Origin of the sequence: Devosia sp. (assembly GCF_036676215.1) — a bacterium.
Taxonomy (GTDB): domain Bacteria; phylum Pseudomonadota; class Alphaproteobacteria; order Rhizobiales; family Devosiaceae; genus Devosia.
The window spans coordinates 1-24,344 of the sequence record NZ_JAKFDJ010000007.1 but is presented as its reverse complement, the minus strand read 5'-3'; the positions used below and the strand labels follow the sequence as shown (position 1 = coordinate 24,344).

Below are 24,344 nucleotides of genomic sequence, written 5' to 3'. Positions count from 1 at the left end.
TGGGCTAGGCCCGCATGACTTGGGGGAGTGGGGGTGTTGGTGGCGGCAGCCGGATTTCATCCCGCAAGCTCGCCGCCTCCTCACGGGCCTCCGTCGCAGAGTCGGCTTCACCCAGCGCCTCGGCGACATCGCCCGCCACGCTCAGTGCGTTGGCCAGGTAGGGCTTGAGCCCCATTTTGCGGAAATAGGCGACGGCCTCGGCAATCGACCCCCTCGCATCCTCCGTCCGATTAAGCCGCAGCAGCGCTCGCGCATAGGGCATCGACAGGGCCGCCACCACGAAGTCGTCATCGGTGTCGCGCGCACTGTCGATAGCGTCGCGCATCTTCTCCACCGAACCGCTGGTGCCGGCCTTCTCGAACTCGGCCTCGCCTACGCCCGCCCGGATCATGTTGATGTAGGAGTCCATCCCCACCGCGTCGGCGAGCTTCAGTGAGCGCGTGAACTGCGCCAGCGCATCATCGATGTGGCGTTTGTCGAGTTCGCCCCGCCCCACGCCGAAATAGCCGGCACAGGCGCATTCGAGCCCGTTGACCGCCATTGCCTCCTCTGCTCCGATCCGCGCATACATCAGGCCCTTCTCGATTTCGCCCATGTCGTAATAGGCCATGCTCGCGCCGATATGGACGTCGGCCTTCTTCACTGGCGAGCTGATCTTCGGCACCATGGCCAGTGCCTCGTCGATCAGCGCATTGGCCTCGTCGAACCGGCCCAGCCGCGCCAGCGCCATGGCCCGGTAAACCAGCGCATGCCCCAGTACATCCGGCGCATCGAGCTTGCGCGCCAGCGCGATCACCTCGGCGAGCTTTTCCTCGCCCGACTTGGCGTCGCGCTCAACCAGTGACCAGGTGGCGATGAACAGCGGCAGCAGCAGCACCTGGTCGTCGCCCGTTTCCGTCGCCAGACCCTGTGCCTCCTCGAGGAACGGGAAGCTGCGGGAGGGGAATCCGGTGACCATGTGCACATTGCCGGTCCAGGCCAGCGCCAGGCCGAGCCGTCGTTTGTCGCCGAGTTCGCGCGCCAGCGCCACCACGCCCTCCAGCCGCTCGAGCATCCCATCATACTGGGCGCGCCGGTTGCGCACCCAGACCCAGTCGAGGACCGCGTCGATGTAGTCTTCGGGCCGCCGGTCGGGCATCTTGTCGAGCACCTGGAGGATGCGCTCGCGGTGCTCCAGCTCCTCGCGCACGGCGTAGACCCGCCGGGCGTTCTCGGCTGCAATCTTGGCATATTGCAGTGTGCGCTCGAGGTCACCCGCCTCCTCGAAGTGATGCGCCAGCATGGCGGCGAACTCGTCGCGGCGCTCGGAAAACAGCGTTTCGAGCGCACTGCCGCAGCGCGCATGCAGGTCCTTGCGGCGCGAGCGCAGCAGCAGGTCGTAGGCCGCCTCGCAGGTCAGTGCGTGCTTGAAGATATACTCGCGCTCCGGGTCGCGGGCCCGCTCACGCACCAGTTGTTCGTAGGACAGCGCGGCGAGATGCGGCTCGACATGCTCGATCTGCTCCGCCGCCGGCCCGGCATGCAGGACCGATTCCAGCACCCGGTGCTGGAACACCCGGCCGATCACCGCCGCAGTCTGGGCCACGCGCTTGGTCGTGTCCGGCAGCCGGTCGATACGCGAACTCAGTACGCCCGCCAGCGTGTCGGGGATCGTCACTTCGAGGATGGCGCGGGTGGCGCGCCAGTGTTCGCCTTCGTGCACCACCTGTCCGCCGTCGATCAGCGAGCGCAGCACCTCTTCGAGGTAGAACGGGTTGCCCTCCGAGCGCTCGAGGATCTGCGCCCTTATGCTCTCGGGCAGCTCCTCGATATGCAGCAGGTTCCCCAGCAGCTCACCCGACGCCGATGCGTCGAGCGGTTCGAGGTCGATGCGGGCGAAGCTGCCCCCGAGACTCCCCTGCAGCCGGTCGATCAGCTGCCAGCTCGGCGCCTTGCGGTCCGGCCGCAGCACACAAACCAGCAGGATCGGCTCGAACACCGCCAGCGTCGCCACCTGCGCGATCAGCTCCAGTGTCGCCGTGTCCGACCAGTGCAGGTCGTCCATCACCATCACATAGGGCGTTATCCGATTGTCGGCGTGGATCACCGTCTTGATGGCGTTGACCACCGCCCCGGCGACCCCATTGACCACCGTCTCGCCGCTCAGTGGGGCCAGCGCCATGCGGGTCTCCTCGGTGTCGACCGCCAGCATGATCTCGTAGAACGGGATGTCGGTTATCTGCAGCCCAAGCCGCGCCACCCACGCCTTCACCTTGTCGCGCACCACGGGCGCCCCATCCATGTCGGTAGCGCCGACGATCTGCCGGCCAAGCTGCCGCCACGGATAATACGGGATCGACTGGCCGTAAGAGATGGCGCGCGACTCGCGCCACACCGCCTGTACCCCGGTCTTGGCGTCGCGCAGGTGCTTGAGCTCGGCGATCAGGCGCGATTTGCCGAGCCCGGCCTCGCCAACCACCGCCACCACCGCGCCCAGGCCCCTGTCGAGATCGTCGAACCGCTCGCGTAGCAGGCCAATTTCCTTCTCGCGCCCGACCAATGGCGAGGTCAGCCCTTCGAGCCCGCGTGTCGGCCCCGGCGCCGCCTTGAGCCGCAGCACCTCATAGGACCCGACGGGTTCCGACTTGCCCTTCATCGCGATGCTGCCGCGCTGACTGAACTCGAACAGTGCATGCACCAGCTTGTGGGTGTCGGCGCTGATCAGCACCATGCCCGGTTCGGCCGCAGATTGCAGTCGCGCCGCGATATTGGCGGTGTCGCCCATCGCGGTGTACTCGGTCTTGATCGCATCGCCGACAAAGGCCAGCACCGCCATCCCGGTATTGATCCCCACCCGGATCTCGAAATCGAAGCCGTAGCGCTGCTTGATGTTGGCTCCGTAGGCTTTCACCGCCTCCTGGAGTTCGAGCCCGGCCCGTACCGCGCGCTCGGCATCGTCCTCGTGGGCCACCGGGGCGCCGAACAGCGCCAGCACCGCATCGCCCATCAGCCGCGAAACCGTACCGCCATAGCGCGCCACAGCCGCGTTCATCACGCCGAAGGCGCCGTTCATGATCTGCGCCCAGTCCTCGGGGTCGAGCTGCTCGGCGATCGATGTCGAGCGCGCCACGTCGGCGAACAGCACCGTCGCAAAGCGGCGCTCCCCCTCGATCGGCCGCGCCACTTCGAGGGCCGACCCGCAATTACTGCAGAAGCTTGCGCCCTCGGCGTTGCCGAATCCGCAATTCGAGCAAGTCAGCATTGCCACCTCGCATCGGGCTCGAGATGCACGACAACGGCCGGAATTCTCGAGCGCAACCGGCCGAGATACTTGCACCGTTGATGCTAGCCCTTAACACCGGGTGGAGCAAGCGGCGCGGGGATTTCGCCGCAATTGACAAGACGCGCCCAACCGCATGCTCGCCCAGCGCACGGACGAGGGCCGCGCAGCCATGGAGAGGACGATCACCCGTGCCCCCACCTGGCGCGATACATGTGTTTCGGCAACCGGATATTCATTGGAACACCGGGTTCGCGCGCCGACAGATTAGCGTGAACGATTGGCAGCGGACGGCGTTTCAGCATCAACGAAAACTGTCAGCCCCGGGGAGGGAGCTATGGCCGGACACGCCATTTTGACCGCACAGACGGTCGAGGACTGCATCATCGACCAGGGCTGGGAGCGTTACACCGAAGAGGATCACGCCATTTGGCGGACGCTGTTCGAGCGGCAACAGCAGACGCTCAAGGGCAAGGTCTGCCAGGAATATCTCGACGGGCTCGCGGCGCTCGGCATCGGCCCCGAGGGCATTCCCAATTTCGAGCGGATGAATGTGCGGCTACGCGAGCTGACCGGCTGGGAAGTGGTGGCGGTGCCGGGCTTGGTGCCCGGGCGGCCGTTCTTCCAGATGCTGGCCAGCCGCCGCTTTCCCGCCGGCACCTTCATTCGCACGCGCGAACAGCTCGACTATCTCGAAGAGCCCGACATCTTCCACGACATCTTCGGCCATGTGCCGCTGCTGACCAACCCCGCCTATGCCGACTACATGCAGGAATACGGCCGCATCGGGCTCGATGCGATCGAGCATAAGGGCGTCAAGTTCCTCAGCCGGCTCAACTGGTACACGATCGAGTTCGGGCTGATCCGTAAGCCGGAGGGCATCCAGATTTATGGCGCCGGGATCGTTTCGTCCTTCGGGGAAGCGCGCTATGTCGTCGAGGACCTGTCGGCCCACCACTTGGCCTTCGACCTCGATCGCGTGCTGCGCACCGGCTACTACATCGACGATTTCCAGGCGACCTACTTCGTCATCGACCGCTTCGAGGATCTGTTCGAGGTGCTGCGGGGCACCGACTTCATCGCCAAGTTCGAAGAGGTGCGGCCGCTACCGGCCCATACGCCGTTCGAAATCCTGCCCGAAGATCAGGTGATCCGGCAGGGTACGGGTGAGTTCTGGCGGGCCTTCCCCCAGACCAAGGCCAAGCTCAAGTGAGCCTCGCCCTGGTGATGGAGATTACTCGGCCGCGGAAATGACGCCGCGGCGGATCTGGTCTTCCTCGATCGATTCGAACAGGGCCCGGAAGTTCCCCTCGCCGAACCCTTCATCGCCCTTGCGCTGGATGAACTCGAAGAAGATCGGGCCGATCACGGTCTTGGAGAAGATCTGCAGGAGAATCTTGGTGGTGCCGCCGTCCACCACGCCCTCGCCATCGATCAGGATGCCGTGTTGCTTGAGCCGCTCGATTGGCTCGTCATGGCCGTGCACCCGCGCATGAGACAGCTCGTAATAGGTGTCGGGCGGGCCGGGCATGAACTTGAGCCCGTTGGCGGCAAGCTGGTCGGCGCCGTCATAGATGTTGTCGGTCCCCACCGCGATATGCTGGATGCCCTCGCCGTTGTATTTGCGCAGGTATTCCGCGATCTGGCTGGTGTCGTCCTTGGACTCGTTGAGCGGAATGCGAATCTTGCCGCATGGTGAGGTGATTGCGCGCGACACCAGGCCCGTGATGCGGCCGTCGATATCGAAGAAGTGGATCTGCTTGAAGCCGAACAACTCGCGGTAGAAGGCCCACCACTTGTCCATCTGGCCGCGATAGACGTTGTGGGTCAAATGGTCGAGATAATAGAAGCCGACGCCGGCAGGCCGGGGATCGGCTTCCCCGAGCCAGTTGAATTCGACCGTGTAGGCTGAGCCCTTCTCGCCATAGGTTTCGACGAAGTAGAGCAGCGAGCCACCAATGCCGACAATAGCGGGAACATCCATCGTCTTGTCGTCGCCATTATAGGGCGTGGCGCCCCGGGCGACTGCGTGCTCGAAGGCATGCTTGGCGTCGACGACCCGCCAGGCCATCGAGGGGGCGCAGGGCCCATGCTGCTCGACGAATTTCAGGCCGAAGGAGCCGGGTTCGGCATTGAGCACGTAGTTGATGTCGCCCTGGCGCCAGACAGTGATGTTCTTGGTCTTGTGGCGGGCGACGGGGCTGTAACCCATGCGGGTGAAGAGTTCGGCGAGTTTCTCGGGCTCGGGATGGGCGAACTCGACGAATTCGAAGCCGTCCGTGCCGGCTGGGTTTTCCGCGCTGATGGTCGCAACCGGCGCGTCGTGTGGATAGGGGCCCATGGCGGTGTCCTCCTCAAAAGCACCATTGCCGCCATAATAGCTCCTTTGCCCCGCAAGGTGCTTGCATAGTGCCGCATAAAATGCTGGCATGATGCGCGGATCGCGCACGAAGGTAACAAATTCCATGAATGACACGCGCATAGACCATTTCGATCGCATGATCCTGTCATTGCTGCAGGAGGATGCTCGGCTAACCAACAACGATTTGTCCGAGCGGGTGAACCTCTCGGCGTCGCAGTGCTCGCGCCGGCGACAGCGGTTGGAGGAGGGCGGTTATATCCGCGCCTATCGCGCCGTGCTCGACCGCGACCGGCTGGGATTTTCCCTGGTCAACGTGATTTCGGTGACGCTGGCGACGCATAACCGCGACAATGCGCGGCGCTTCGCCGACCTGGTAGCGCGCCTGCCCGAGGTGCAGGAGGCGCACGCGCTGACCGGGGAGATGGACTACATCCTCAAGGTCGTGACGCCCGACCTCAAATCGCTCTCCGAATTCGTCAATGGCGTGCTGCTGCCGCACGAGTCGGTGCAGCACGTCAAAACCGCCATCGTGCTGGAGACGCTCAAGGAAACCGGCGCCCTGCCGCTTTAGCGCGGGATCGTACGCGATGCCGCAGCCAGCTGCGTGATGAGTCGTATCACCGCCTCGCGGTCGGCGTTCGGCAGGGCCGCCAACAGTTTTGCCTCGAATGCCTTGGCGAGCGGCACCATCTCGCGATAGGCGCCGAGGCCCGCATTGGTGAGGCGCAGGTGCTCGATGCGGCGGTCGGCTTCGTCGGGCGTGCGGGTGAGCCAGTGGCGCTGTTGCAGCGCAGCAACCGCCCGGCTGACCTTAGTCTTGTGCATGGCCGAATGCTGGCCGACCGCGGTGGCGGTCATCGTCCCATACTGCCCCAGCGTCGCCAGCAGCCGCCATTCCGGCCGGGTGAGGCCGAAGCGGTCACTGTAGATCCTGGAGAAGTTGCGACTGACGTCTTCTGCGAGGCGGTTGAGCCGGTAGGGCAAAAACGCTTCGAGCGCGAGGACCTGATCGTCGGGAGTCGGAGTGGGCATTGATAGTTACATCTTTGACAGTTACGGCTGTAACCAATATCAGCAATAGTAGGGTGAGTGAAATGGCCTATTCCTACATGCCCGGCTTCGGCAACGACTTCGAAACCGAGATGCTTCCGGGTGCGTTGCCCCAGGGCCGCAACTCCCCGCAACGGCCGGCCTACGGGCTCTATGCCGAGCAACTCTCGGGCTCGCCCTTCACCGCCCCGCGCGGCACCAATGAGCGAAGCTGGCTCTACCGCATCCGGCCCAGTGTCAAGCATACCGGGCGGTTCCTGCCGGCCTCCTATCCACTGTGGAAGACCGCGCCCGGTGTGAGCGACCACGAGCTGGCGCTGGGTCAGTACCGCTGGGATCCGGTGCCGGTGCCCGATGTGCCGACTGATTTCCTGTCCGGCATGCATACCATGACCACGGCCGGAGACGTGCTGGGACAGGCGGGCATGGCGGCCCATGTCTATGTGGCCAACACGTCGATGGTGGATGACCACTTCTTCAACGCCGATGGCGAACTGCTGGTGGTGCCGCAGGTGGGCGGGCTCCGGCTGGTGACCGAAATGGGGGTGATCGAGATCACCCCCGGCGAGATCGCCGTGCTGCCGCGCGGGCTGGTGTTCAAGGTCGAGCTGATGGACAGGCAGGCGCGCGGCTATGTCTGCGAGAATTACGGCGCCAAGCTGACCCTCCCGGACCGCGGGCCGATCGGCGCCAATTGCCTGGCCAATCCGCGCGATTTCAAGACCCCGCACGCCTGGTTCGAGGAAAAGGAGACGCCCTGCCGGCTGACGGTCAAGTGGTGCGGCCAGTTCCACCAGACCGAACTCGGGCATTCCCCGCTGGACGTGGTGGCCTGGCACGGCAATTACGCGCCCTACAAATATGACCTCAGCACCTTTTCGCCAGTCGGAGCGATACTGTTCGACCACCCCGATCCGTCGATCTTCACAGTGCTCACTGCGCCCAGCGGCGAGGAGGGGACGGCCAATATCGACTTCGTCATCTTCCCGCCACGGTGGCTGGTGGCCGAAGATACGTTCCGGCCGCCCTGGTATCACCGCAACATCATGAGCGAGTTCATGGGTCTGATCCGCGGCCAGTATGACGCCAAGGCGGAAGGCTTCGTGCCGGGGGGCATTAGCCTGCACAATCTGATGCTGGCGCATGGTCCCGATGCTCAGGGCTTCGAAAAGGCGTCGCGCGTGGAACTGGCGCCGCACAAGCTCGAGGATACCTTGGCCTTCATGTTCGAGACGCGTTACCCGCAGATGGTGACGCGCTATGCTGCGGAGGTTGAGACGCGGCAGGACAACTATATCGACTGCTGGCGCGACCTCAAAAAGCGCTTCAACGGCACCATCGAGGGGGACTGGACGCAATGAAGCTGGCAACGCTCCGGGACGGCAGCCGCGACGGCAAACTGGTGGTCGTCAGCACCGACCTCACGCACTACCTGGATGCGACCCCCGCGACCCCGACCTTGCAGGCAGCGCTCGACGATTGGGCGGATGCTGGGCCGAAGCTGGCGACGCTGGCGCAGGCGCTGCTGGTCGGCACCACGCCCACGGGACGCTTTCGCGAGCATGACGCCCTGTCGCCTCTGCCGCGGGCCTATCAGTGGGCCGACGGCTCGGCCTATGTGAACCACGTCGAATTGGTGCGCCGCGCCCGCGGTGCCGAAATGCCGGAGAGCTTCTGGACCGAGCCGCTGATCTATCAGGGCGGCTCGGACACCTTTGTCGCCCCGCGCGACCCGATCCTGGCTGTCGATATTGCCGATGGGATCGACATGGAGGCCGAAATTGCCGTAGTCGTCGACGATGTGCCGATGGGGGCGACGCGCGATGAGGCTGCGGCGGCCATTCGCCTCGTGATGCTGGTCAACGACGTCTCGCTGCGCGGGTTGATCCCGGCGGAACTGGCCAAGGGCTTCGGCTTCTTCCAGTCCAAGCCATCCTCGGCCTTCTCGCCGGTTGCGGTGACCCCCGACGAACTGGGAACTGCCTGGCGCGGCGGCAAGCTGCACCTGCCGCTTTGCGTGGATCTCAACGGGCAACCGTTCGGCCGCGCCGATGCAGGCATCGACATGACCTTCGATTTCCCCAGCCTCATCGCCCGTGCCGCCAGGACAAGGCGACTGGGCGCCGGGACGATCATCGGCTCGGGCACTGTCTCCAACAAGCTTGATGGCGGGCCGGGCCGGCCGGTCGGCGAGGGTGGGGTGGGCTATTCGTGCATCGCCGAGTTGCGCACCGTCGAGACCATTGCCACAGGACAAGCCACGACGCCCTTCCTGAAATTCGGCGACACCGTGCGCATCGAGATGAAGGACGCCCACGGCCACTCGATCTTCGGGGCCATCGAGCAGACGGTGGAGCGCTTCTCCCGATGACCCGGCCCGTGCTCTACGACTACTGGCGGTCCTCGGCGAGCTACCGGGTACGCATCGCGTTGCGCCTGCTCGGTATCGACTTCGAGCGGGTGCCGGTGAACCTGTTGTCCGGCGAGCAGAAGGACGCTCCGCACCTGGCGCGCAACCCACAGGGGCTGGTGCCGGTGCTCGATATCGATGGGCAGCGGCTGACCCAGTCGCTGGCCATTGTCGAATACCTGGCCGAAACCCATCCCGACCAGAACCTGTTGCCGACCGATCCGCTTGGCCGTGCCCGGGTGCGGGCGCTGTCCCACGCGATTGCCATGGATATTCACCCGATCTGCAACACCGGTACGGTCAACCATGTGCTCGAAATCACCGGCGGCGGCGACCCGGTGCGGCGGGCGTGGATGGGCAAGTTCATCGGCGACGGGCTGGCGGCGTTCGAGCGCATGCTCGATAACCCGGCCACGGGCCGCTTCTGCCACGGGGACCGCCCGACCATGGCCGATATCTGCCTTGTCCCGCAGGTTCACAATGCGCGGCGCTGGCAGGTCGATATCGGCAACCTGACCCGGATCGGCGCGATCGTCTCCGCTTGCGAGCGGCTGCCGGCGTTCGAGCCCATCACCGCCCCCGACCCCTGAAGGCGACTGCGCGCGGCTTCAAAGTCTGGTTGCCCTCACACACAGTCGCGCTCATCGAGCGCCGGGTCGGCGTACTTCGCTATTGCGAATGATTTGCAATTGCATTATTGATCCACCGTCCATTTCTGGAGTGATCTATGCATCGTCGCGTATTTTCTGCCCTCGCCCTGTCTGCGGCCCTTGCCGCCGCGCTGCCCGCCGCCGCGCAGGATCGTCTCAAGGCCGTCACAACTTTCACCATCATTGCTGACATGGCGCAGAACGTGGCGGGCGACGTGGCCGACGTGGTCTCCATTACCAAGCCCGGCGCCGAGATTCACAACTACCAACCCACCCCCGGCGACCTGATCTCCGCCCAGGACGCCGATCTGATCCTGTGGAACGGGCTCAATCTCGAGCAGTGGTTCGAACAGTTCCTGTCCAATCTGGGCGACGTGCCATCCGTCATCGTCACCGAGGGCATCGAGCCCATGGGGATCGGCGACGGCCCCTATGCGGGCAAGCCCAATCCGCATGCCTGGATGTCGCCGACCGACGCGCTGGTCTATGTCGACAATATCCGCAAGGCTTTCGTTGCGGCCGACCCGGCCAATGAAGCGACCTACAACGCCAATGCCGCGGCCTATTCGGCCGAGATCACCGCGACCGTTGAGCCGATCCGTGCGGCCATTGCCGCCATCCCTGAGGACCGCCGCTGGCTCGCCTCCTCCGAGGGCGCCTTCAGTTACCTGACGCGCGATTTCGGGCTCAAGGAGCTGTATCTCTGGCCGATCAATGCCGACCAGCAGGGCACCCCCCAGCAGGTGCGCCACGTCATTGACGAGGTGCGCGCCAAGGCCGTGCCGGCGATCTTCTCGGAATCCACCATTTCGTCCAAGCCCGCCGAGCAGGTCGCTCGCGAGACCGGCATCGAATATGGCGGCGTGCTTTATGTGGATTCGCTATCTGAACCAGATGGCCCTGTTCCGACTTATCTGGATCTGCTCTCGGTTACCACCAACACCATCGTGCAAGGCCTGACCAAGTGAACGACGCCCAGCAGCCCGGCCTTGCGGTAAGCGACATCACCGTCGCCTACCGCAATGGCACCACCGCCATAAAACACGCCAGCTTCTCCATCCCGAAAGGATCGATAACCGCGCTGGTGGGCGTCAACGGTTCGGGCAAATCGACCCTGTTCAAGGCCATCATGGGCTTCGTGCCCTTGGCCCGCGGCTCGGTGGACATCCTTGGCGTCCCCGGCAAGCAGGCGCTCAAGCGCAATCTCGTCGCCTATGTGCCGCAGTCCGAAGATGTCGACTGGGACTTCCCGGTCCTGGTCGAGGACGTGGTGATGATGGGTCGCTACGGCCATATGGGCATGCTGCGCCGCCCCCGGCCGGTCGACCGCGCGCATGTCACTGCGGCGCTCGAGCGCGTCAACATGCTCGACTTCCGCCACCGCCAGATCGGCGAATTGTCCGGCGGACAGAAGAAGCGCGTCTTCCTCGCCCGCGCTTTGGCGCAGCAGAGCGAAGTGATCCTGCTCGACGAGCCCTTCACCGGCGTCGACGTCAAGACCGAGGATGCCATCGTTGCCCTGCTGCGCGACCTGCGCAACGAAGGCAAGGTCATGCTGGTCTCGACCCACAATCTGGGCTCGGTCCCCGAATTCTGCGATCGTACCGTATTGGTCAAGGGCACCGTCCTCGCCTCCGGTCCCACCAGCGAAATCTTCACCCGCGAGTGGCTGGAAGAGACCTTCGGCGGCGCGCTGCGCCACTTTGTCCTTGCCGGGGCAGGGCTTCATGACGATGACGATCCGCGCCACATCTCGGTACTGACCGACGATGAGCGGCCGCTGGTCATGTATGGCGAGAAGGGCAAGATGGCCACCAAGCATTCGGACCCGGTCGACAAATGATCGAAACCCTGCTGCAGCCCTTTTCCTACGGCTACATGATCAATGCCATGTGGGTCTCGGCCCTGGTCGGCGGCGTCTGCGCTTTCCTGTCCGCCTATCTCATGCTCAAGGGCTGGTCGCTGATCGGCGACGCGCTGAGCCATTCCATCGTCCCCGGCGTCGCTGGCGCCTATATGCTGGGCCTGCCCTTCTCGCTCGGCGCCTTTTTCTCCGGTGGCCTCGCGGCCGGAGCCATGCTGTTCCTCACCCAACGTACCAAGCTCAAGGAAGACGCGGTTATCGGCCTGATCTTCACGGCGTTTTTCGGCCTCGGCCTGTTCATGATCTCGTTGTCACCCACTTCGGTGAACATCCAGACCATCGTCATGGGCAATATCCTGGCCGTCACCCCTGAGGACACATTGCAGCTGGTCATCATTTCCGTGGTGACGCTGGCGGTCATGTTCGTCATCTGGAAGGACCTGATGGTCACCTTCTTCGACGAGAGCCATGCCCGCACCATCGGGCTCAATCCGCCCTTGCTGCGGGTAATCTTCTTCACCCTCCTGGCCGCCTGCACCGTCGCCGCCATGCAGACCGTTGGCGCCTTCCTCGTCATCGCCATGGTGGTCACCCCCGGCGCCACCGCCTATCTCCTTACCGATCGCTTCCCGCGCCTCATTCTCATCGCCATCGCGGTGGGCGCGCTCTCCTCGCTGGTCGGGGCCTACATCTCCTTCTTCCTCGATGGCGCCACCGGCGGCGTCATCGTGGTGCTGCAGACCGCGGTCTTCCTCAGTGCCTTTTTCTTCGCGCCCAAGCATGGCCTCTTCGCCCATCGCCGCCGCGCGGCCGAGGGGGTCGCCCGATGAACGAGTTTGTCACCTACGCGCTCTGGCCCTTCCAGTTTCCCTTCATGACCAATGCCATGATCATCGCGGTCATGGTGGCGGTGCCGACGGCGCTGCTCTCCTGCTTTCTCGTGCTCAAGGGCTGGTCGCTGATGGGCGACGCCATCTCCCATGCCGTTCTCCCCGGCGTGGTCCTGGCCTATATCGTGGGGCTGCCGCTCGGCATCGGCGCCTTCGCCGCCGGTATGGGCTGCGCGCTCTCGGTTGGCTATCTCAAGGAAAACAGCCGCATCAAGGAAGACACGGTGATGGGCGTGGTGTTCTCCGGCCTGTTCGGCCTCGGCATCGTGCTCTACACCTCGATCCAGACCGACGTGCATCTCGATCATATCCTCTTCGGCGACATCCTCGGCGTCAGCCAGGGCGACCTGATCCAGACCGGCTTGATAGCGCTGGTGGTCACCGCCATCGTCCTTGCCAAATGGCGCGATCTGCTGCTCTTCACCTTCGATCCGCAACAGGCCGGCGCCATCGGCCTGCCGGTTCGGGTGCTGCATTATGGCCTGCTCGCCCTGCTCTCACTGACCATCGTCGCTGCCCTCACCGCGGTCGGCATCGTCCTGGTCATCGCGCTGCTGGTCGCCCCCGGCGCCATCGCCTATCTCATCTCCAAACGCTTCGCCCCGATGCTGCTGATCGCCGTAACGGTCTCGGTGTTGAGTTCGCTGGTCGGCATCTATGCCAGCTTCTTCATCGATAGCGCCCCGGCCCCCACCATCGTGCTGCTGATGAGCATCACGTTTATCGTGACCTTCGTGGTGACGACGACGAGAAGGCCATTGGTAACTGCATGATTCACATACTGGATCGTCACCCTCGGGCTTGACCCGAGGGCTCTGTACTTGCGGAGCGGCGCGTAAGTGAAGACCCCTCGGGTCAAGCCCGAGGGTGACGGCGGGTGCATGGGGAAAAATCGCGCGCCCTCCCCACTTATCCCCGCCCCCTCCATCCGGCCCTAGACTCTCCCCCAAAAGGAGACTCCCATGGACCATACCCCCCGCCTGACCCTGCCTTTCATCATGCCGAGCCAGGCGCAGAAGCACATCACCCATAACGAGGCCATAGAGGCGCTGGACGCCCTGGTGCAGCCAGCAGTCGAAAGCCGCATTGTCGGCACCCCGCCGGTCGCTCCCCTGGCCGGCGACGCCTATCTCGTGCCGTCAGGCGCGTCAGGCACCTGGGCCGGCCACACCGACGAAATCGCGGCCTGGCAATCGGGCGCCTGGCTGTTCCACGATCCCGCCCCCGGCTGGCAGGTCTATGTCAAGGCCGAGCAGACCCTCTATGTCTTCGATTCCGGCGCCTGGATGCCGCTGGCCTCGCTGGGCTCGGCCCTGCCGCGCCTGGGCGTCAATACCAGCGCCGACAGCACCAACCGGCTCGCCGTCGCCGCCGCGGCGACGCTGCTCACCCATGCCGGCAATGGCCACCAGCTCAAGCTCAACAAGGCCGCCCCCGGCGATACGGCAAGCCTGCTCTACCAGACCAACTGGTCCGGCCGCGCCGAAATGGGCCTGGCCGGCGACGACCACTGGCGCCTCAAGGTCAGCCCCGACGGCGCGGCCTGGATCAATGCGCTCACCGTCGATGCCAGCACCGGCGCCGCCACCGTCGCCGCCACCTTCCGCCCCGCCACCGACAATGCCGTGACCCTGGGTGGCGCTGGCGCCCGCTGGTCCGCCGTCTGGTCCGCCACCGGCACCATCCAGACCTCCGACAGCCGCCAGAAAGCCGATATCGAACCCAGCGATCTCGGTCTCGACTTCATCCTTGACCTGATCCCGATCAAGTATCGCTGGATCGTGGGTGGCAATGAGTCCGGTGTGCCGCGCCCCGGCCGCCGCACCCATTATGGCCTCCTCGCCCAACAGGTGCAGGATGCGCTCGGCGGCGTCGATTTCGCCGGCCATGTTCTCGCCGATCCGGCCGATCCCGACAGCGAACAGGGCCTGCGCTACGATGCCTTCATCGCCCCATTGATCATGGCGGTGCAGGAGCTGGAAGAAAGGGTAAGAATGCTCGAGGCTAAATCTTGAGCCCCCGGATCAACGCCTTGATCGCCTTGCGATAGTCCGCCAGTTCCTCCGGCGCCGCCAAAGCGGCGCGATCGAACAGGGCATTGAGCAAATGCGCCAGCGGCAGCACCGGCAGCTCGCGGATGGCCTTGGCCTCCATCGCGATTGTCACGCCCTCGATCAGGGTGCGCAGCCCATGCTGCGCATCGATCGCATCGACTGCTGCCCGGCCCAGCACCGCCGGCGCGTCCACCAGCAGGATGCGGCGCCGCCCCGGATCCTGCATGGCATCGAGAAAGGCGTCGCCGCCCGCGATCAGCGCCTTGACCGGCCCGGGCTCGTCCTCGCCCTCGCCGGCGGCATTGATCGCCATGGCCAGCAGGGCATGTTCCTCCGCCACCACCGTCGCAAACAGCGCCACCTTGTCGGCATAGTGGTGATAGAGCGCGCCCCTTGTCACACCGGCGCCAGCCACTATCTCCGGAGTGCCGGTAGCGGCGTAGCCCTTTTCGGCAAATAGCCGCCGTGCTGCCGCCACCAGCAATCGCTGCGTTTCCGCCCGCCGCTCAGCTTGCGATTTACGTGCTTTCATACATACAACCTGCATGGTACCAGTTAGATACAGACAGAATGTATATTTATGCGCTTCACACAAGGAATTTCCGATGCATACCCACAGCCTATATCCGCTGATCCAGGTCGTCGACGTCGAAGCCACCGTACGCTTTTATGAACGATACCTCGGTTTCACCCGCATTTTTTCCAGTGACTGGTACGCCCAGTTGCGAGCCACTGCCGATCATCCCTTCGAGATCGCCCTGATCGTTGATGATCACGAGACCATCCCGCCGGCCGGCCGTGGTCCGACCAAGGCGATGATCCTCAGCCTCTACGTGGCCGATGCTGCTGCTGAGGAGGCGCGCCTGACGGCCGCTGGCGTCCCCATCGCCCAGCCGCTGCGCGACGAAGTCTTCGGTCAGCGCCATTTCATCGCCATCGATCCCAATGGCCTTTTGCTCGACATCATCACCGCGATCGAACCCGACCCGGACTGGCTCGCGGCAAATTCTGCGTGATCCAAATAAAATCACCCAACCGTCTGGCGCGGCGCAATTCTCCCCGTTAGTTTGCCGCTAACATTCTAGGGAGGATTGCGCTGTGACCACCAAGCGCCTCGGTATCGGCTTTATCGGTACCGGCAATATTTCGTCGGCCTATCTGCGGGCCATCACCGGCCATGAGTCCATGGCGGGCTTCCCGGTGCTCGACATCAAGGGCCTCGCCGACATGCGCCCCGAGGCCTCCCAGGCACGCGCTGCCGAATTCGGCCTTGCATCGATGAGCATTGACGAGATGCTGGCCAGCCCGGACATCGGACTGATCGTCAATCTCACCATTCCGCGCGCCCATGTCGAAGTCGGCCTCAAATGCCTCGCCGCCGGCAAACACGTCTATTCCGAAAAGCCGCTCGGCATCACCTATGCCGAGGGCCGGAAACTCCTCGACGCCGCCAACAAGGCCGGCCTGCGCATCGGCTCGGCGCCGGACACCTTCCTTGGCGGCTCGCACCAGCAGGCGCGCGCCGTGGTCGATAGCGGCGTCCTCGGCCAGATCGTCGGCGGCACCGCTTACTTCCAGTGCCCCGGTCATGAAAGCTGGCATCCCGATCCGGCCTTCTACTACGATATCGGCGGTGGCCCGGTGCTCGATATGGGCCCCTATTACATCACCGACCTGGTCAACCTGCTCGGCCCCGTCGCCCGCGTCTCGGCCATGGCCTCGCGCCTGCGCCTCACGCGCCCCGTGACCTCCGAGCCCAAAAAGGGCCAGATGATGGACGTCAAGGTTGATACCCACGTCACCGGTTCGCTCGGTTTCGCCAATGGCGCCATCGTCCAGGTCGGCCTCAGCTTCGATGTCCCAGCCCATAAGCATGTGCCGCTCGAACTCTATGGCACCGAGGCCAGCCTCATCGTGCCCGATCCCAATTTCTTCGGCGGCGATGTCGAAATCCGCAAGCGCGGCCGCGAGGAGACCTGGACCAATGTCCCGGTCACCCAGCCCTATGCCGATGGCAATTACCGCTCGCTCGGCGTCGCCGACATGGCCACGGGCATAATCGAAAACCGCCCGCATCGCGCCAATGGCGATCTGGCTTTGCATGTCCTCGAAGTCATGGAAGCCTTCGAAATCGCCTCCCGCGAAGGCCGCACCATCGACATCAAGACCCCGGTCACCCGCCCGGAACCGCTGGCGACGTCACTGAGGGACGGTCGGATTTAGCGGCGGGCCTGCTAGACCACAGTCGTTTCAGTCGACACCCTCCCCCGTCAAGGGGGAGGTGCCGCGCAGTGGGCGTGGCGGACCGCCCCCTCACCACCGCCAGGTCAGCCCCGCCGCATCCTCGGCATTGAAATGCAGCGTCACTTCCGTGTCGGCATCCGGCAGGTGCTCGCCGCCGACATATTGCCGCTGCAACAGCGTTACCACCTCCTGGTCGGGGTCGAACCCGCGGTAGAGATAGTCGAAACAGTCCTGCGTATCGCCTTCGCGATTGGCGTAGATCTCGTCCTTGAGTTCGGCCAGCAGGCGCCCGCCAATGGCGCTGCCGTCGCTGCGCCTGGTGGCGCGCACCGTCGGCACCCAGTCATAGCCGGTCTCGCAGATATAGCGGCCGTCGCGAAACTCGCCGTGGTCGGTGAAGGCGACGTCGATCTCGGCGTCCCAGGCATTGCCGATTTCATAGGTGACGCCGGTCTCGCTCACTTCGAGATAGATGTCGGTCCAGGCGCAGCTATGGTCCTGGTTGTGGTAACACCATTGCTCGCTGGCCCGCATGAACTGCGCCACATCCTCGATCGCCACCAGCTTGCCCGGCTTGTAGCGCGCGATGGCGGCCTGCGTCTCTGTATCCAGCCCCATGGCGGCCGCGCTCCCGGCCAGCGTCAGCGCCAGTGCGGCAAGAAGCACTCTCATCCTGTCTCTCCCATTCATCTCCAGTCGTGCCGACCATAACATCGTGCCCGCAGGGGAAAAGCCTCAACGCGGATCAGGGTTGACAGTCAACCTATCATGTAACAATACAAGTTACATGAAACGTTCCAGCCGCCCGTCCCTTGCCCTTCACGCGCTCGTCCACCTGCACAAGCAGCCGGATGAAGCGATCACCTCCGCCACTCTGGCCCAGTGCCTGATGACCAATCCGGTCGTCGTCCGCCGCGTGCTTGGCACTCTGCGCGATGCCGGCATTGTCGGCGCCACCAAGGGTCATGATGGCGGCTGGCGCCTGCTGCGGCCCGCCTCCGAAATCAGCCTGCGCCAGGTCTATGCCGCCATGGGCGAAAGCCTGCTGATCCGCACCGAGAGCGATCCGGGCGATATCCAGTGCGGCATCGTGCGCAGCGTCAATGCCGTCATGGGTGAGTTCATCGCCGATGCCGAAGCCCTGCTCGCGGCGCGGCTGGAACGCGTGTCGCTTGACGACATTGCGCGCCAGGCCACCCCCAACCCCCTCCATCCCCATCACGGAGCCCACAATCATGGATGACGTCATCATCATCGGCGGCAGCTTTGCCGGCCTCGCCGGCGCCCTGCAGCTCGGCCGCGCCCGCCGCAAGGTCACTGTCCTCGACACCGGCCTGCCGCGCAATCGCTTTGCCGGCCATTCCCATGGCCTGCTCGGCCACGACCACAAGCCACCGCAGGAAATTCTCGCCGCTGCCCGCCAGCAACTCGCCCGCTATGCCACCGTCAAACTGGTCAATGCCCGTGCCGATGCCATTTCCGGCGCCGTGGACGATTTCACCGTCCGCACCAGTGACGGCAGCAGTCTCAAGGCCCGTCGCCTGCTGCTCACCTATGGCATTGCCGACCAGATGCCCGCCACTCCCGGCTTTGCCGAATGCTGGGGCAAGTCCATCGTGCCCTGTCCCTATTGCGATGGCTTCGAAGTGGCCGGCCAGCACTGGGGGCTGCTCTGGTCCGGCCCGCATTCGCTGCATGCGACCACGCTCTACGGCGACTGGACTGATCGGCTGACCGTGTTCACCAACGGTCACGCCCTCTCCAACGACGAGCGCGCCGACCTGGCGCGGCGCAATGTGGCGGTGGTGGATGGCAAGCTGGCGACGATCACCCATAGTGATGGCCAGCTCGCCACCGTCGATCTCGACACCGGCCGCAGCGTCGCCATCGACGTGCTCTTTGCCCATCCGCGCAATCGTCCCTCCGCCAGCCTGCACGAAGTACTGGCGCTCGAAACCGTGGAGCATCCGCTCGGCTTCACCCTCAAGGTCGATGATCGCCGCCAGACCAGCCACCCGGGCATCTACGCCGCCGGTGACCTCGCCAATCCCATGGCCAGCGTCACCCTCGCCAGCTCCCAAGGCGCCATGGCCGCCATCTTCGCCCAGCAATCCATGCTGGCGTGAGGATAGGGCCCTGAGCCATCAGTCGGTATCCCTCCCCCTTGTGGGCTTCGAGCCGGCCGCAGGCTAAATCGCTCCGGTGGAGCGATTTTAGGTGAGAAGGCCACAAGGGGGAGGAGACGTCTGAGACTCCCGCGCACCCATTGCTATCACCTTAGAACCGTTCTAATCATTGCTTAGAACCATTCTAATCCATGAAACGCGCCATGTTCACCCTGCTCCCCGACAATCGCCGTCCCTTCACCAGCCTTTCCGAGCGCGAAATCCTCTCGCTCGCCGTGGCCGCCGAGGAAGAAGATGGCCGCATCTATTCCGAATTCGCCACCCGCCTGGTCGATGCCTTTCCTGGCTCGGCGGCCCTGTTCGAGGGCATGGCAGCCGAGGAGGACGAACATCGCCGGCGCCTGCTCGATCTTTATGTCGAGCGCTTCGGCCCGCGCCTCGTGCCCATCAGGCGCGAACATGTGCGCGGCTTTCTCGCCCGCAAGCCGCTCTGGCTGATGAAGTCGTTCAGCCTCGACGCCGTGCGCCAGCAGGTCTGGGAGATGGAGGAGGGCGCCTATCGCTTCTATATGGAAGCGGCCAAGCAGGTCACCGATGCCGGTATCAGGAAGCTCTTGGGCGATCTGGCGGCGCAGGAGCGCAAGCATGCCGATGCCGCCGACCGCATCGATGCCAGCCGGCTTGGCGCCGAAGGCCGCGACGTCGAAAAAGGCGAGTCGCACCGCCAGTTCGTCCTGACCTATGTGCAGCCGGGCCTGGCCGGGTTGATGGATGGCTCGGTCTCCACCCTGGCCCCCGTCTTTGCCGCCGCTTTCGCCACCGGCGATACCCACCAGACCTTTCTCGTCGGCCTCGCCGCAGCCATTGGCGCTGGCATTTCCATGGGTTTTACCGAAGCCGCCTCCGACGACGGCAAGCTCACCGGCCGCGGTTCGCCCATCAAGCGCGGCCTCGCCGCCGGCATCATGACTGCCATTGGCGGGCTGGGCCACGCACTGCCCTATCTGATCGCGGATTTTACCGTCGCCACCACCGTGGCCATCGTCGTCGTCCTGGTGGAACTCTGGGCCATCGCCTTCATCCAGAACCGCTACATGCAGACCCCCTTCTGGCGCGCCGTGCTGCAGGTCGTGCTGGGCGGCTCCCTGGTCTTTGCCGCGGGGATCCTGATCGGCAACGCGTGAGCCTCGCCTCTATTCGGCCGGGTTGATCCGTGGCCCGCGCCGCCGGTTGGCATGCCGCAGCAGCAGCAGGATAGCCGTGCCGCCCAGGATGGAGCTTGCGAGGAAAACGCCGCTTTGCAGCGGGCTGCCACCGTTGGGTCCGAACACGACCTCGTTCATGATGCGGCCCGGCATGAAGGTGAACCAGCCGGCGATTACCAATGCGCCCAGGTAGGTCGATTGCATGATGCGCAGATGGGCCTTGATATTGCGCATCCGGGCGGCCCGGATCGCCAACCCCAACAAGACCAGCGCGCTGACCGACAGCAGGTGGATGGGGCTGAAAGGCCCGAATACTCGCGATTCCCAGATGAAAAAGGATGTGGTTGCCACGATAACCATCAGCGTCGCCCAGGCGCGCCCAAGGCGCTTATGGGTGCTGTCTCCCTTGGGAAGGAACAACACATAAGCGCCCAGCATGAAAGCCAGCATGGCAGAATAGGCATGCATCTGGATCGCGGGGGAGGCGGCGAGCAATGGCGACAGCGACATGGGGAGACGGCCTTTCTGTGCTTGCCCCTCCTGCCTGCAGAACTAGACTGCGTTGAGCAACCGTCCCTACGTCGAGCGCCGATGCGATCCGTGAAATCCAATCCTTTGCACTTGGCGCTTCGTGAAATGCATGGCCTCGTCCGCCAGCCGCGGGTCTGGCTGGTTCTCGCGGCGATCAGCGCCTTGATGGGTATGGTCGGCCCCTTCGAGACTTTCGAGCTCCCCTTGGGACCGCGCCTCGCCTACTGGACGGTCGTCGTCATCAGCACCGGTGCCTTGGGCACATTGGTAACGCTCGTGCTGATGCCGCTCCTGCCTCCTCGCGTTCCCGCCCTCGCTGCGGCGGGCCTGGGCGGGCTGATCTCCGGCGCCCCCATCGGGCTGCTGGTCTGGTTCATCAACAATCTGGCCTTTGGTCCGCAGGACGAGGGCATGTCGCTGGGCGCCTTGGTGGCCTATTGCATCCCCATCGCCGCCCTCGTGACGACAATGGGCCACCTGCTCGGCAATGCGGTCGCGACGGCCGCCAAGGCTCAGCCAACAATAGCACCCAGGCCAGCGCTGCTGGATCGTCTGCCCTTGCCGCAGCGCGGCCGGCTACTCCACCTGGCGGTCAATGACCACTATGTCGACGTCGCGACCGACAAGGGGACGACCCTCGTCCTGCTTCGCCTGTCCGACGCCATCCGTGAAACTGCGCCCGTAGCAGGGCTCCAGGTCCACCGCTCCCATTGGGTCGCGCTCGATGCCGTCCGCAGGACTACCCGTCTAGCCGGCAAGTCCGTCCTGGAGCTCGAAAACGGTACCATCGTCCCCATCAGCCGCGGCTATCTGGCCCAGGCGAAGGCAGCAGGGCTGGTGACCTGAAAAGGCGCCACGCCCTCGTGGCCAATAGATGCTCGCAATCAAACTCGCCGCTTTGGACCCTATCGCCATGGCCGGCGCATTGGTGTTGCCCGACACGATTGTTGGCATGATCGAGCAGTCGATCACACGAAGCCCGTCAATACCGCGCACCTTCAGGTCCGGCCCCCCCACCGCGCTCGGATCCGCTGTCGAGCCCCATCCGCAGCGTCCCCACCGGATGGCGGTCATAGGCCATCACACCGCTCCCTTGAGCGTATCGAGCCGGTTGTCGAGGATCACCCCGACGCTTTCGGATTCTAGCGCGATTTCGCCGATGAAATCGGCCAGCATGTCGCGCTCCAGCGCCGCGGTCGAGCGCACCACCATAGCCGTGTCGCGGTGCAGCGGCTCGAAATCGGCCGGCACAATCTCCACCAGCCGCCCTGCTTTGACATCCTCGGCAATGGCCGAATTGACGAAAAAGCCCAGCCCCTGGCCCTTGATTGCCAGCCGCCGCGCCGGTCCGGTGGGCAGTTCGACACTGGTCTTGGCCAGCCGCACCAGCGCCGCCGCCGTCTCGGGCTCGGCCTGCCACCAACGCAGAGAGATGACCCGCGGCACCAGCGCCAGCACTTCCTCTATGCTCGGCGTGCTCGACAATTGCGCCGCAATCTCAGGCGCCACCACCAGCGGCACCCGCTCGCGCATCACCACCAGTGGAATGAGATCGACCACCAGCGGATCGATATTGGGCCAGCACAATATGCCCATCTCCACGTCGCGCTCATGCAGCATGGCGACGATCTGCGCCTGCCGCCCCTCGCTCACCACCACGTCGACGCCCGGATATTTCTCCTGGAAGCGCAGCAGCGGCTCGGTGATCAGCGGCGAGACCAGGCTGCGCAGCGAAGCAATGGCGATCCGCCCGCGCTCCACCCGCCGCAGTGCCTCCCGCCCCTCCTGCGCCGTGCCGATGATACGCCGTGCAAAGGGCAGGAAGGTCATGCCCTGGTCGGTCAGCGTCACCGTGCGCCCGCGCTGGAACAGCGTCACGCCCAATAGGCTCTCCAGCGCCCGAATGCGCATCGAAGCCGTCGCCTGGGTAATGTTGAGATGCGCCGCCGCGCGGGTAAAACTCTGCTCCCGCACAATGCGGTCAAAGGTGCGAAGCTGGTCGAGGTCCATCGGTTTGGCTTATGATGCTGGAAAAATACAAAGACAATTCCAGCCTAGCATCGGCTATTGCGATGGGAAAGGGTGACTCAGCCCGTCTTGTTCCGCACCCGCGACGCTTCTGCCAGCGCCCGCTTCTCGGCCTTGCGCTCCGCCGCCAGCCGCGCCGCATCATCGCCCAGATGCGCCGCGCCGCGCGCCTTGGCGAGCGTCATCTGCTTCTGCCGCTCGGCCGCCGCTTCATGCTTGTCCGCGTCGCCCACGCAATGGGGGCAGCTGACGCCCTCGGCATAATCGGCACTCGCCCGGTCCGCGGCGGTCAGCGGATGCCGGCAGGCGCGGCACAAGGTGGCGTCACCCTCCACGAGGCCATGACCCACTGAAACGCGCTCGTCGAACACGAAACATTCCCCGGCAAAGCGGCTCTCTTCCTCCGGCACCACTTCGAGATATTTCAGAATCCCCCCCTTGAGGTGGAACACTTCCTCAAAGCCCTGGCTCAAGAGGTAACTCGACGCCTTTTCACAGCGGATGCCGCCAGTGCAGAACATGGCCACCTTCTTGTCCCGGCTCGGATCGAGATGGGTGGCGACATAGTCCTTGAACTCGGTGAAATTCTTCGTCGTCGGGTCCAGCGCCCGCTGGAACGTGCCCAACCCCACTTCATAATCGTTGCGCGTATCGACCAGCACCACGTCATTGCGCTCGATCAGCCCGTTCCAGTCCCCTGGCTCGACATAGGTGCCGACCTGTTTGGCCGGATTGGCCTCTGGCGCTCGCAGCGTCACGATTTCGGGCTTGAGCCGCACCTTCATGCGCAGGAACGGCATTTCGCTGGCGCTCGAATACTTGACCTCCGCCCCCCTGAGCCGCCCGTTCAGCATCTCGCCGGCAAAGAGCCACTCCGCCAGCGCGTCGATCGCCGCTTGCGTGCCCGCCACCGTGCCATTGATCCCCTCCGGCGCCAGGATCAGCGTACCCCTGATCCCCCGCGCGCAGCAGAACGCCGCCAGCGCCGGCTGGATGGCGTCGGCATCGGGCAAGTCGGCGAATTTATAGATCGCCATCACCTTGTATGGTTGATGGGTCTGGGGCAGATTAGCGTTCATATCGATTTGCGGCCGGTTCATCGGCCCGCTCATATCATTGCCCGCTCCACGGGCCAAATCGAGAAATCGTTCGGAGACCATCCATGACCTATCGGGCCGATACGGCACGCTATGATACCATGCAATACCGCCGCTCGGGCAGATCGGGCCTCAAGCTGCCCGTCATCAGCCTCGGCCTCTGGCAGAATTTCGGCGGCACGCGCGATTATCCCTCGGCCATGGAAATCCTCGGCCATGCCTTCGACAGCGGCATCACCCATTTCGATCTCGCCAACAATTATGGCCCCCCCGCCGGCTCCTCCGAAGAGCTCTTCGGCCAGGTCATGGCGCGCGATTTCCGCCCCTATCGCGATGAGCTGATCGTCTCCACCAAGGCCGGCTACAATATGTGGCCCGGCCCCTATGGCGAATTCGGCTCCCGCAAATATGTGCTGGCCAGCCTCGACCAGAGCCTGAAACGCCTGGGGCTCGACTATGTCGATATCTTCTATTCCCACCGCTTCGATCCCGAGACCCCGCTCGAGGAAACCATGGGTGCCCTGGCCCATGCCGTGCGCAGCGGCAAGGCGCTCTATGTCGGCATTTCCAGCTA

25 protein-coding genes and 1 pseudogene are annotated in these 24,344 nt (G+C 64.5%); 17 read left to right on the top strand and 9 right to left on the bottom strand.

Annotation, left to right across the window (positions count from 1 at the left end; genetic code table 11):
- Nucleotides 1-4: 4 nt before the first annotated feature.
- On the bottom strand, nucleotides 5-3,241 hold the full coding sequence (locus tag V6M52_RS00540; RefSeq protein ID WP_332698295.1) for an adenylate/guanylate cyclase domain-containing protein: 3,237 nt from the start codon (nucleotides 3,239-3,241) through the stop codon (nucleotides 5-7).
- 355 nt (nucleotides 3,242-3,596) lie between these two features.
- On the opposite strand from V6M52_RS00540, the gene phhA reads away from it, so the two are divergent.
- Nucleotides 3,597-4,472: a phenylalanine 4-monooxygenase gene (phhA, locus tag V6M52_RS00535; protein WP_332698292.1), complete on the top strand. Its 876-nt coding sequence runs from the start codon at nucleotides 3,597-3,599 to the stop codon at nucleotides 4,470-4,472.
- Between the two features lie 21 nt (nucleotides 4,473-4,493).
- Here phhA and hppD read toward each other — a convergent pair whose 3' ends face one another.
- On the bottom strand, nucleotides 4,494-5,600 hold the full coding sequence (hppD, locus tag V6M52_RS00530) for a 4-hydroxyphenylpyruvate dioxygenase (protein ID WP_332698343.1): 1,107 nt from the start codon (nucleotides 5,598-5,600) through the stop codon (nucleotides 4,494-4,496).
- A gap of 124 nt (nucleotides 5,601-5,724) precedes the next feature.
- Here hppD and V6M52_RS00525 point away from each other — a divergent pair, with 124 nt between their 5' ends.
- Nucleotides 5,725-6,192 carry an Lrp/AsnC family transcriptional regulator gene (locus V6M52_RS00525; protein ID WP_332698289.1) on the top strand — a complete coding sequence of 156 codons (468 nt, stop codon included), beginning with the start codon at nucleotides 5,725-5,727 and terminating at the stop codon, nucleotides 6,190-6,192.
- Here V6M52_RS00525 and V6M52_RS00520 read toward each other — a convergent pair.
- Nucleotides 6,189-6,653 (bottom strand): MarR family winged helix-turn-helix transcriptional regulator, encoded by a 465-nt coding sequence (locus V6M52_RS00520; RefSeq protein WP_332698286.1) that lies wholly within the window; start codon nucleotides 6,651-6,653, stop codon nucleotides 6,189-6,191. The two genes, V6M52_RS00525 and V6M52_RS00520, sit on opposite strands and share 4 nt — an antisense overlap.
- Nucleotides 6,654-6,715: 62 nt before the next feature.
- On the opposite strand from V6M52_RS00520, the gene hmgA reads away from it, so the two are divergent.
- From hmgA to V6M52_RS00480, 8 genes are all read left to right on the top strand, one after another.
- Nucleotides 6,716-8,032, top strand: a complete 1,317-nt coding sequence (gene hmgA, locus V6M52_RS00515; protein WP_332698283.1) for a homogentisate 1,2-dioxygenase — start codon at nucleotides 6,716-6,718, stop codon at nucleotides 8,030-8,032.
- Nucleotides 8,029-9,042 (top strand): fumarylacetoacetate hydrolase family protein, encoded by a 1,014-nt coding sequence (locus tag V6M52_RS00510; RefSeq protein WP_332698280.1) that lies wholly within the window; start codon nucleotides 8,029-8,031, stop codon nucleotides 9,040-9,042. Before hmgA ends, V6M52_RS00510 begins: the two co-directional genes overlap by 4 nt.
- Nucleotides 9,039-9,671, top strand: a complete 633-nt coding sequence (gene maiA / locus V6M52_RS00505) for a maleylacetoacetate isomerase (RefSeq protein ID WP_332698277.1) — start codon at nucleotides 9,039-9,041, stop codon at nucleotides 9,669-9,671. Before V6M52_RS00510 ends, maiA begins: the two co-directional genes overlap by 4 nt.
- A 137-nt stretch (nucleotides 9,672-9,808) precedes the next feature.
- Nucleotides 9,809-10,699 carry a metal ABC transporter substrate-binding protein gene (locus V6M52_RS00500; protein ID WP_332686896.1) on the top strand — a complete coding sequence of 297 codons (891 nt, stop codon included), beginning with the start codon at nucleotides 9,809-9,811 and terminating at the stop codon, nucleotides 10,697-10,699.
- Nucleotides 10,696-11,574, top strand: coding sequence for a manganese/iron ABC transporter ATP-binding protein (locus tag V6M52_RS00495; RefSeq protein ID WP_332686898.1), 879 nt, complete (start codon nucleotides 10,696-10,698; stop codon nucleotides 11,572-11,574). The genes V6M52_RS00500 and V6M52_RS00495 overlap by 4 nt, the downstream gene beginning before the upstream one ends.
- Nucleotides 11,571-12,425 carry a metal ABC transporter permease gene (locus V6M52_RS00490; protein WP_332686900.1) on the top strand — a complete coding sequence of 285 codons (855 nt, stop codon included), beginning with the start codon at nucleotides 11,571-11,573 and terminating at the stop codon, nucleotides 12,423-12,425. Before V6M52_RS00495 ends, V6M52_RS00490 begins: the two co-directional genes overlap by 4 nt.
- Nucleotides 12,422-13,258 carry a metal ABC transporter permease gene (locus V6M52_RS00485; protein WP_332686902.1) on the top strand — a complete coding sequence of 279 codons (837 nt, stop codon included), beginning with the start codon at nucleotides 12,422-12,424 and terminating at the stop codon, nucleotides 13,256-13,258. Before V6M52_RS00490 ends, V6M52_RS00485 begins: the two co-directional genes overlap by 4 nt.
- A 189-nt stretch (nucleotides 13,259-13,447) precedes the next feature.
- A complete protein-coding gene (locus tag V6M52_RS00480) occupies nucleotides 13,448-14,500 on the top strand; it encodes a DUF2793 domain-containing protein (protein ID WP_332698274.1) in 1,053 nt (350 codons plus the stop codon).
- On the opposite strand, the gene V6M52_RS00475 is transcribed toward V6M52_RS00480, so the two are convergent.
- Nucleotides 14,490-15,071 carry a TetR/AcrR family transcriptional regulator gene (locus tag V6M52_RS00475; RefSeq protein WP_332698271.1) on the bottom strand — a complete coding sequence of 194 codons (582 nt, stop codon included), beginning with the start codon at nucleotides 15,069-15,071 and terminating at the stop codon, nucleotides 14,490-14,492. The genes V6M52_RS00480 and V6M52_RS00475 overlap by 11 nt on opposite strands.
- A 73-nt stretch (nucleotides 15,072-15,144) precedes the next feature.
- Here V6M52_RS00475 and V6M52_RS00470 point away from each other — a divergent pair, with 73 nt between their 5' ends.
- Together V6M52_RS00470 and V6M52_RS00465 are read left to right on the top strand one after the other, a co-directional pair.
- The gene (locus V6M52_RS00470) at nucleotides 15,145-15,555 is read left to right on the top strand and encodes a VOC family protein (protein ID WP_332686908.1); all 411 of its coding nucleotides are present in this window, start codon (nucleotides 15,145-15,147) and stop codon (nucleotides 15,553-15,555) included.
- Nucleotides 15,556-15,637: 82 nt separating this feature from the next.
- Nucleotides 15,638-16,762 carry a Gfo/Idh/MocA family protein gene (locus tag V6M52_RS00465; RefSeq protein ID WP_332698268.1) on the top strand — a complete coding sequence of 375 codons (1,125 nt, stop codon included), beginning with the start codon at nucleotides 15,638-15,640 and terminating at the stop codon, nucleotides 16,760-16,762.
- 90 nt (nucleotides 16,763-16,852) lie between these two features.
- On the opposite strand, the gene V6M52_RS00460 is transcribed toward V6M52_RS00465, so the two are convergent.
- Nucleotides 16,853-17,455 carry a hypothetical protein gene (locus tag V6M52_RS00460; RefSeq protein ID WP_332698265.1) on the bottom strand — a complete coding sequence of 201 codons (603 nt, stop codon included), beginning with the start codon at nucleotides 17,453-17,455 and terminating at the stop codon, nucleotides 16,853-16,855.
- A 115-nt stretch (nucleotides 17,456-17,570) separates the two neighbouring features.
- On the opposite strand from V6M52_RS00460, the gene V6M52_RS00455 reads away from it, so the two are divergent.
- From V6M52_RS00455 to mbfA, 3 genes are all read left to right on the top strand, one after another.
- A complete protein-coding gene (locus tag V6M52_RS00455) occupies nucleotides 17,571-18,026 on the top strand; it encodes an Rrf2 family transcriptional regulator (protein ID WP_332698262.1) in 456 nt (151 codons plus the stop codon).
- Nucleotides 18,019-18,909 carry an NAD(P)/FAD-dependent oxidoreductase gene (locus V6M52_RS00450; RefSeq protein ID WP_332698259.1) on the top strand — a complete coding sequence of 297 codons (891 nt, stop codon included), beginning with the start codon at nucleotides 18,019-18,021 and terminating at the stop codon, nucleotides 18,907-18,909. Before V6M52_RS00455 ends, V6M52_RS00450 begins: the two co-directional genes overlap by 8 nt.
- A gap of 203 nt (nucleotides 18,910-19,112) precedes the next feature.
- On the top strand, nucleotides 19,113-20,093 hold the full coding sequence (gene mbfA / locus V6M52_RS00445; protein ID WP_332698256.1) for an iron exporter MbfA: 981 nt from the start codon (nucleotides 19,113-19,115) through the stop codon (nucleotides 20,091-20,093).
- Between the two features lie 9 nt (nucleotides 20,094-20,102).
- Here mbfA and V6M52_RS00440 read toward each other — a convergent pair whose 3' ends face one another.
- Nucleotides 20,103-20,624, bottom strand: a complete 522-nt coding sequence (locus V6M52_RS00440; protein ID WP_332698253.1) for a DUF2306 domain-containing protein — start codon at nucleotides 20,622-20,624, stop codon at nucleotides 20,103-20,105.
- Nucleotides 20,625-20,750: 126 nt separating this feature from the next.
- Between V6M52_RS00440 and V6M52_RS00435 the strand changes: the two genes are divergently transcribed.
- Complete coding sequence (locus V6M52_RS00435; RefSeq protein ID WP_332698251.1) at nucleotides 20,751-21,491, top strand: LytTR family DNA-binding domain-containing protein; 741 nt, start codon at nucleotides 20,751-20,753, stop codon at nucleotides 21,489-21,491.
- A 36-nt stretch (nucleotides 21,492-21,527) separates the two neighbouring features.
- Here the strand turns inward: V6M52_RS00435 and V6M52_RS00430 are convergent.
- From V6M52_RS00430 to trhO, 3 genes and pseudogenes are all read right to left on the bottom strand, one after another.
- Nucleotides 21,528-21,711: pseudogene (locus tag V6M52_RS00430) on the bottom strand (GMC oxidoreductase); the annotation flags it as partial.
- Nucleotides 21,712-21,725: 14 nt separating this feature from the next.
- A complete protein-coding gene (locus tag V6M52_RS00425; RefSeq protein ID WP_332686924.1) occupies nucleotides 21,726-22,655 on the bottom strand; it encodes a LysR family transcriptional regulator in 930 nt (309 codons plus the stop codon).
- A 77-nt stretch (nucleotides 22,656-22,732) separates the two neighbouring features.
- Nucleotides 22,733-23,773: an oxygen-dependent tRNA uridine(34) hydroxylase TrhO gene (gene trhO / locus V6M52_RS00420; RefSeq protein WP_332698248.1), complete on the bottom strand. Its 1,041-nt coding sequence runs from the start codon at nucleotides 23,771-23,773 to the stop codon at nucleotides 22,733-22,735.
- Between the two features lie 62 nt (nucleotides 23,774-23,835).
- Here trhO and V6M52_RS00415 point away from each other — a divergent pair.
- Nucleotides 23,836-24,344 (top strand): aldo/keto reductase (locus V6M52_RS00415; RefSeq protein ID WP_332698245.1); only part of this gene is annotated, 509 nt, incomplete at its 3' end.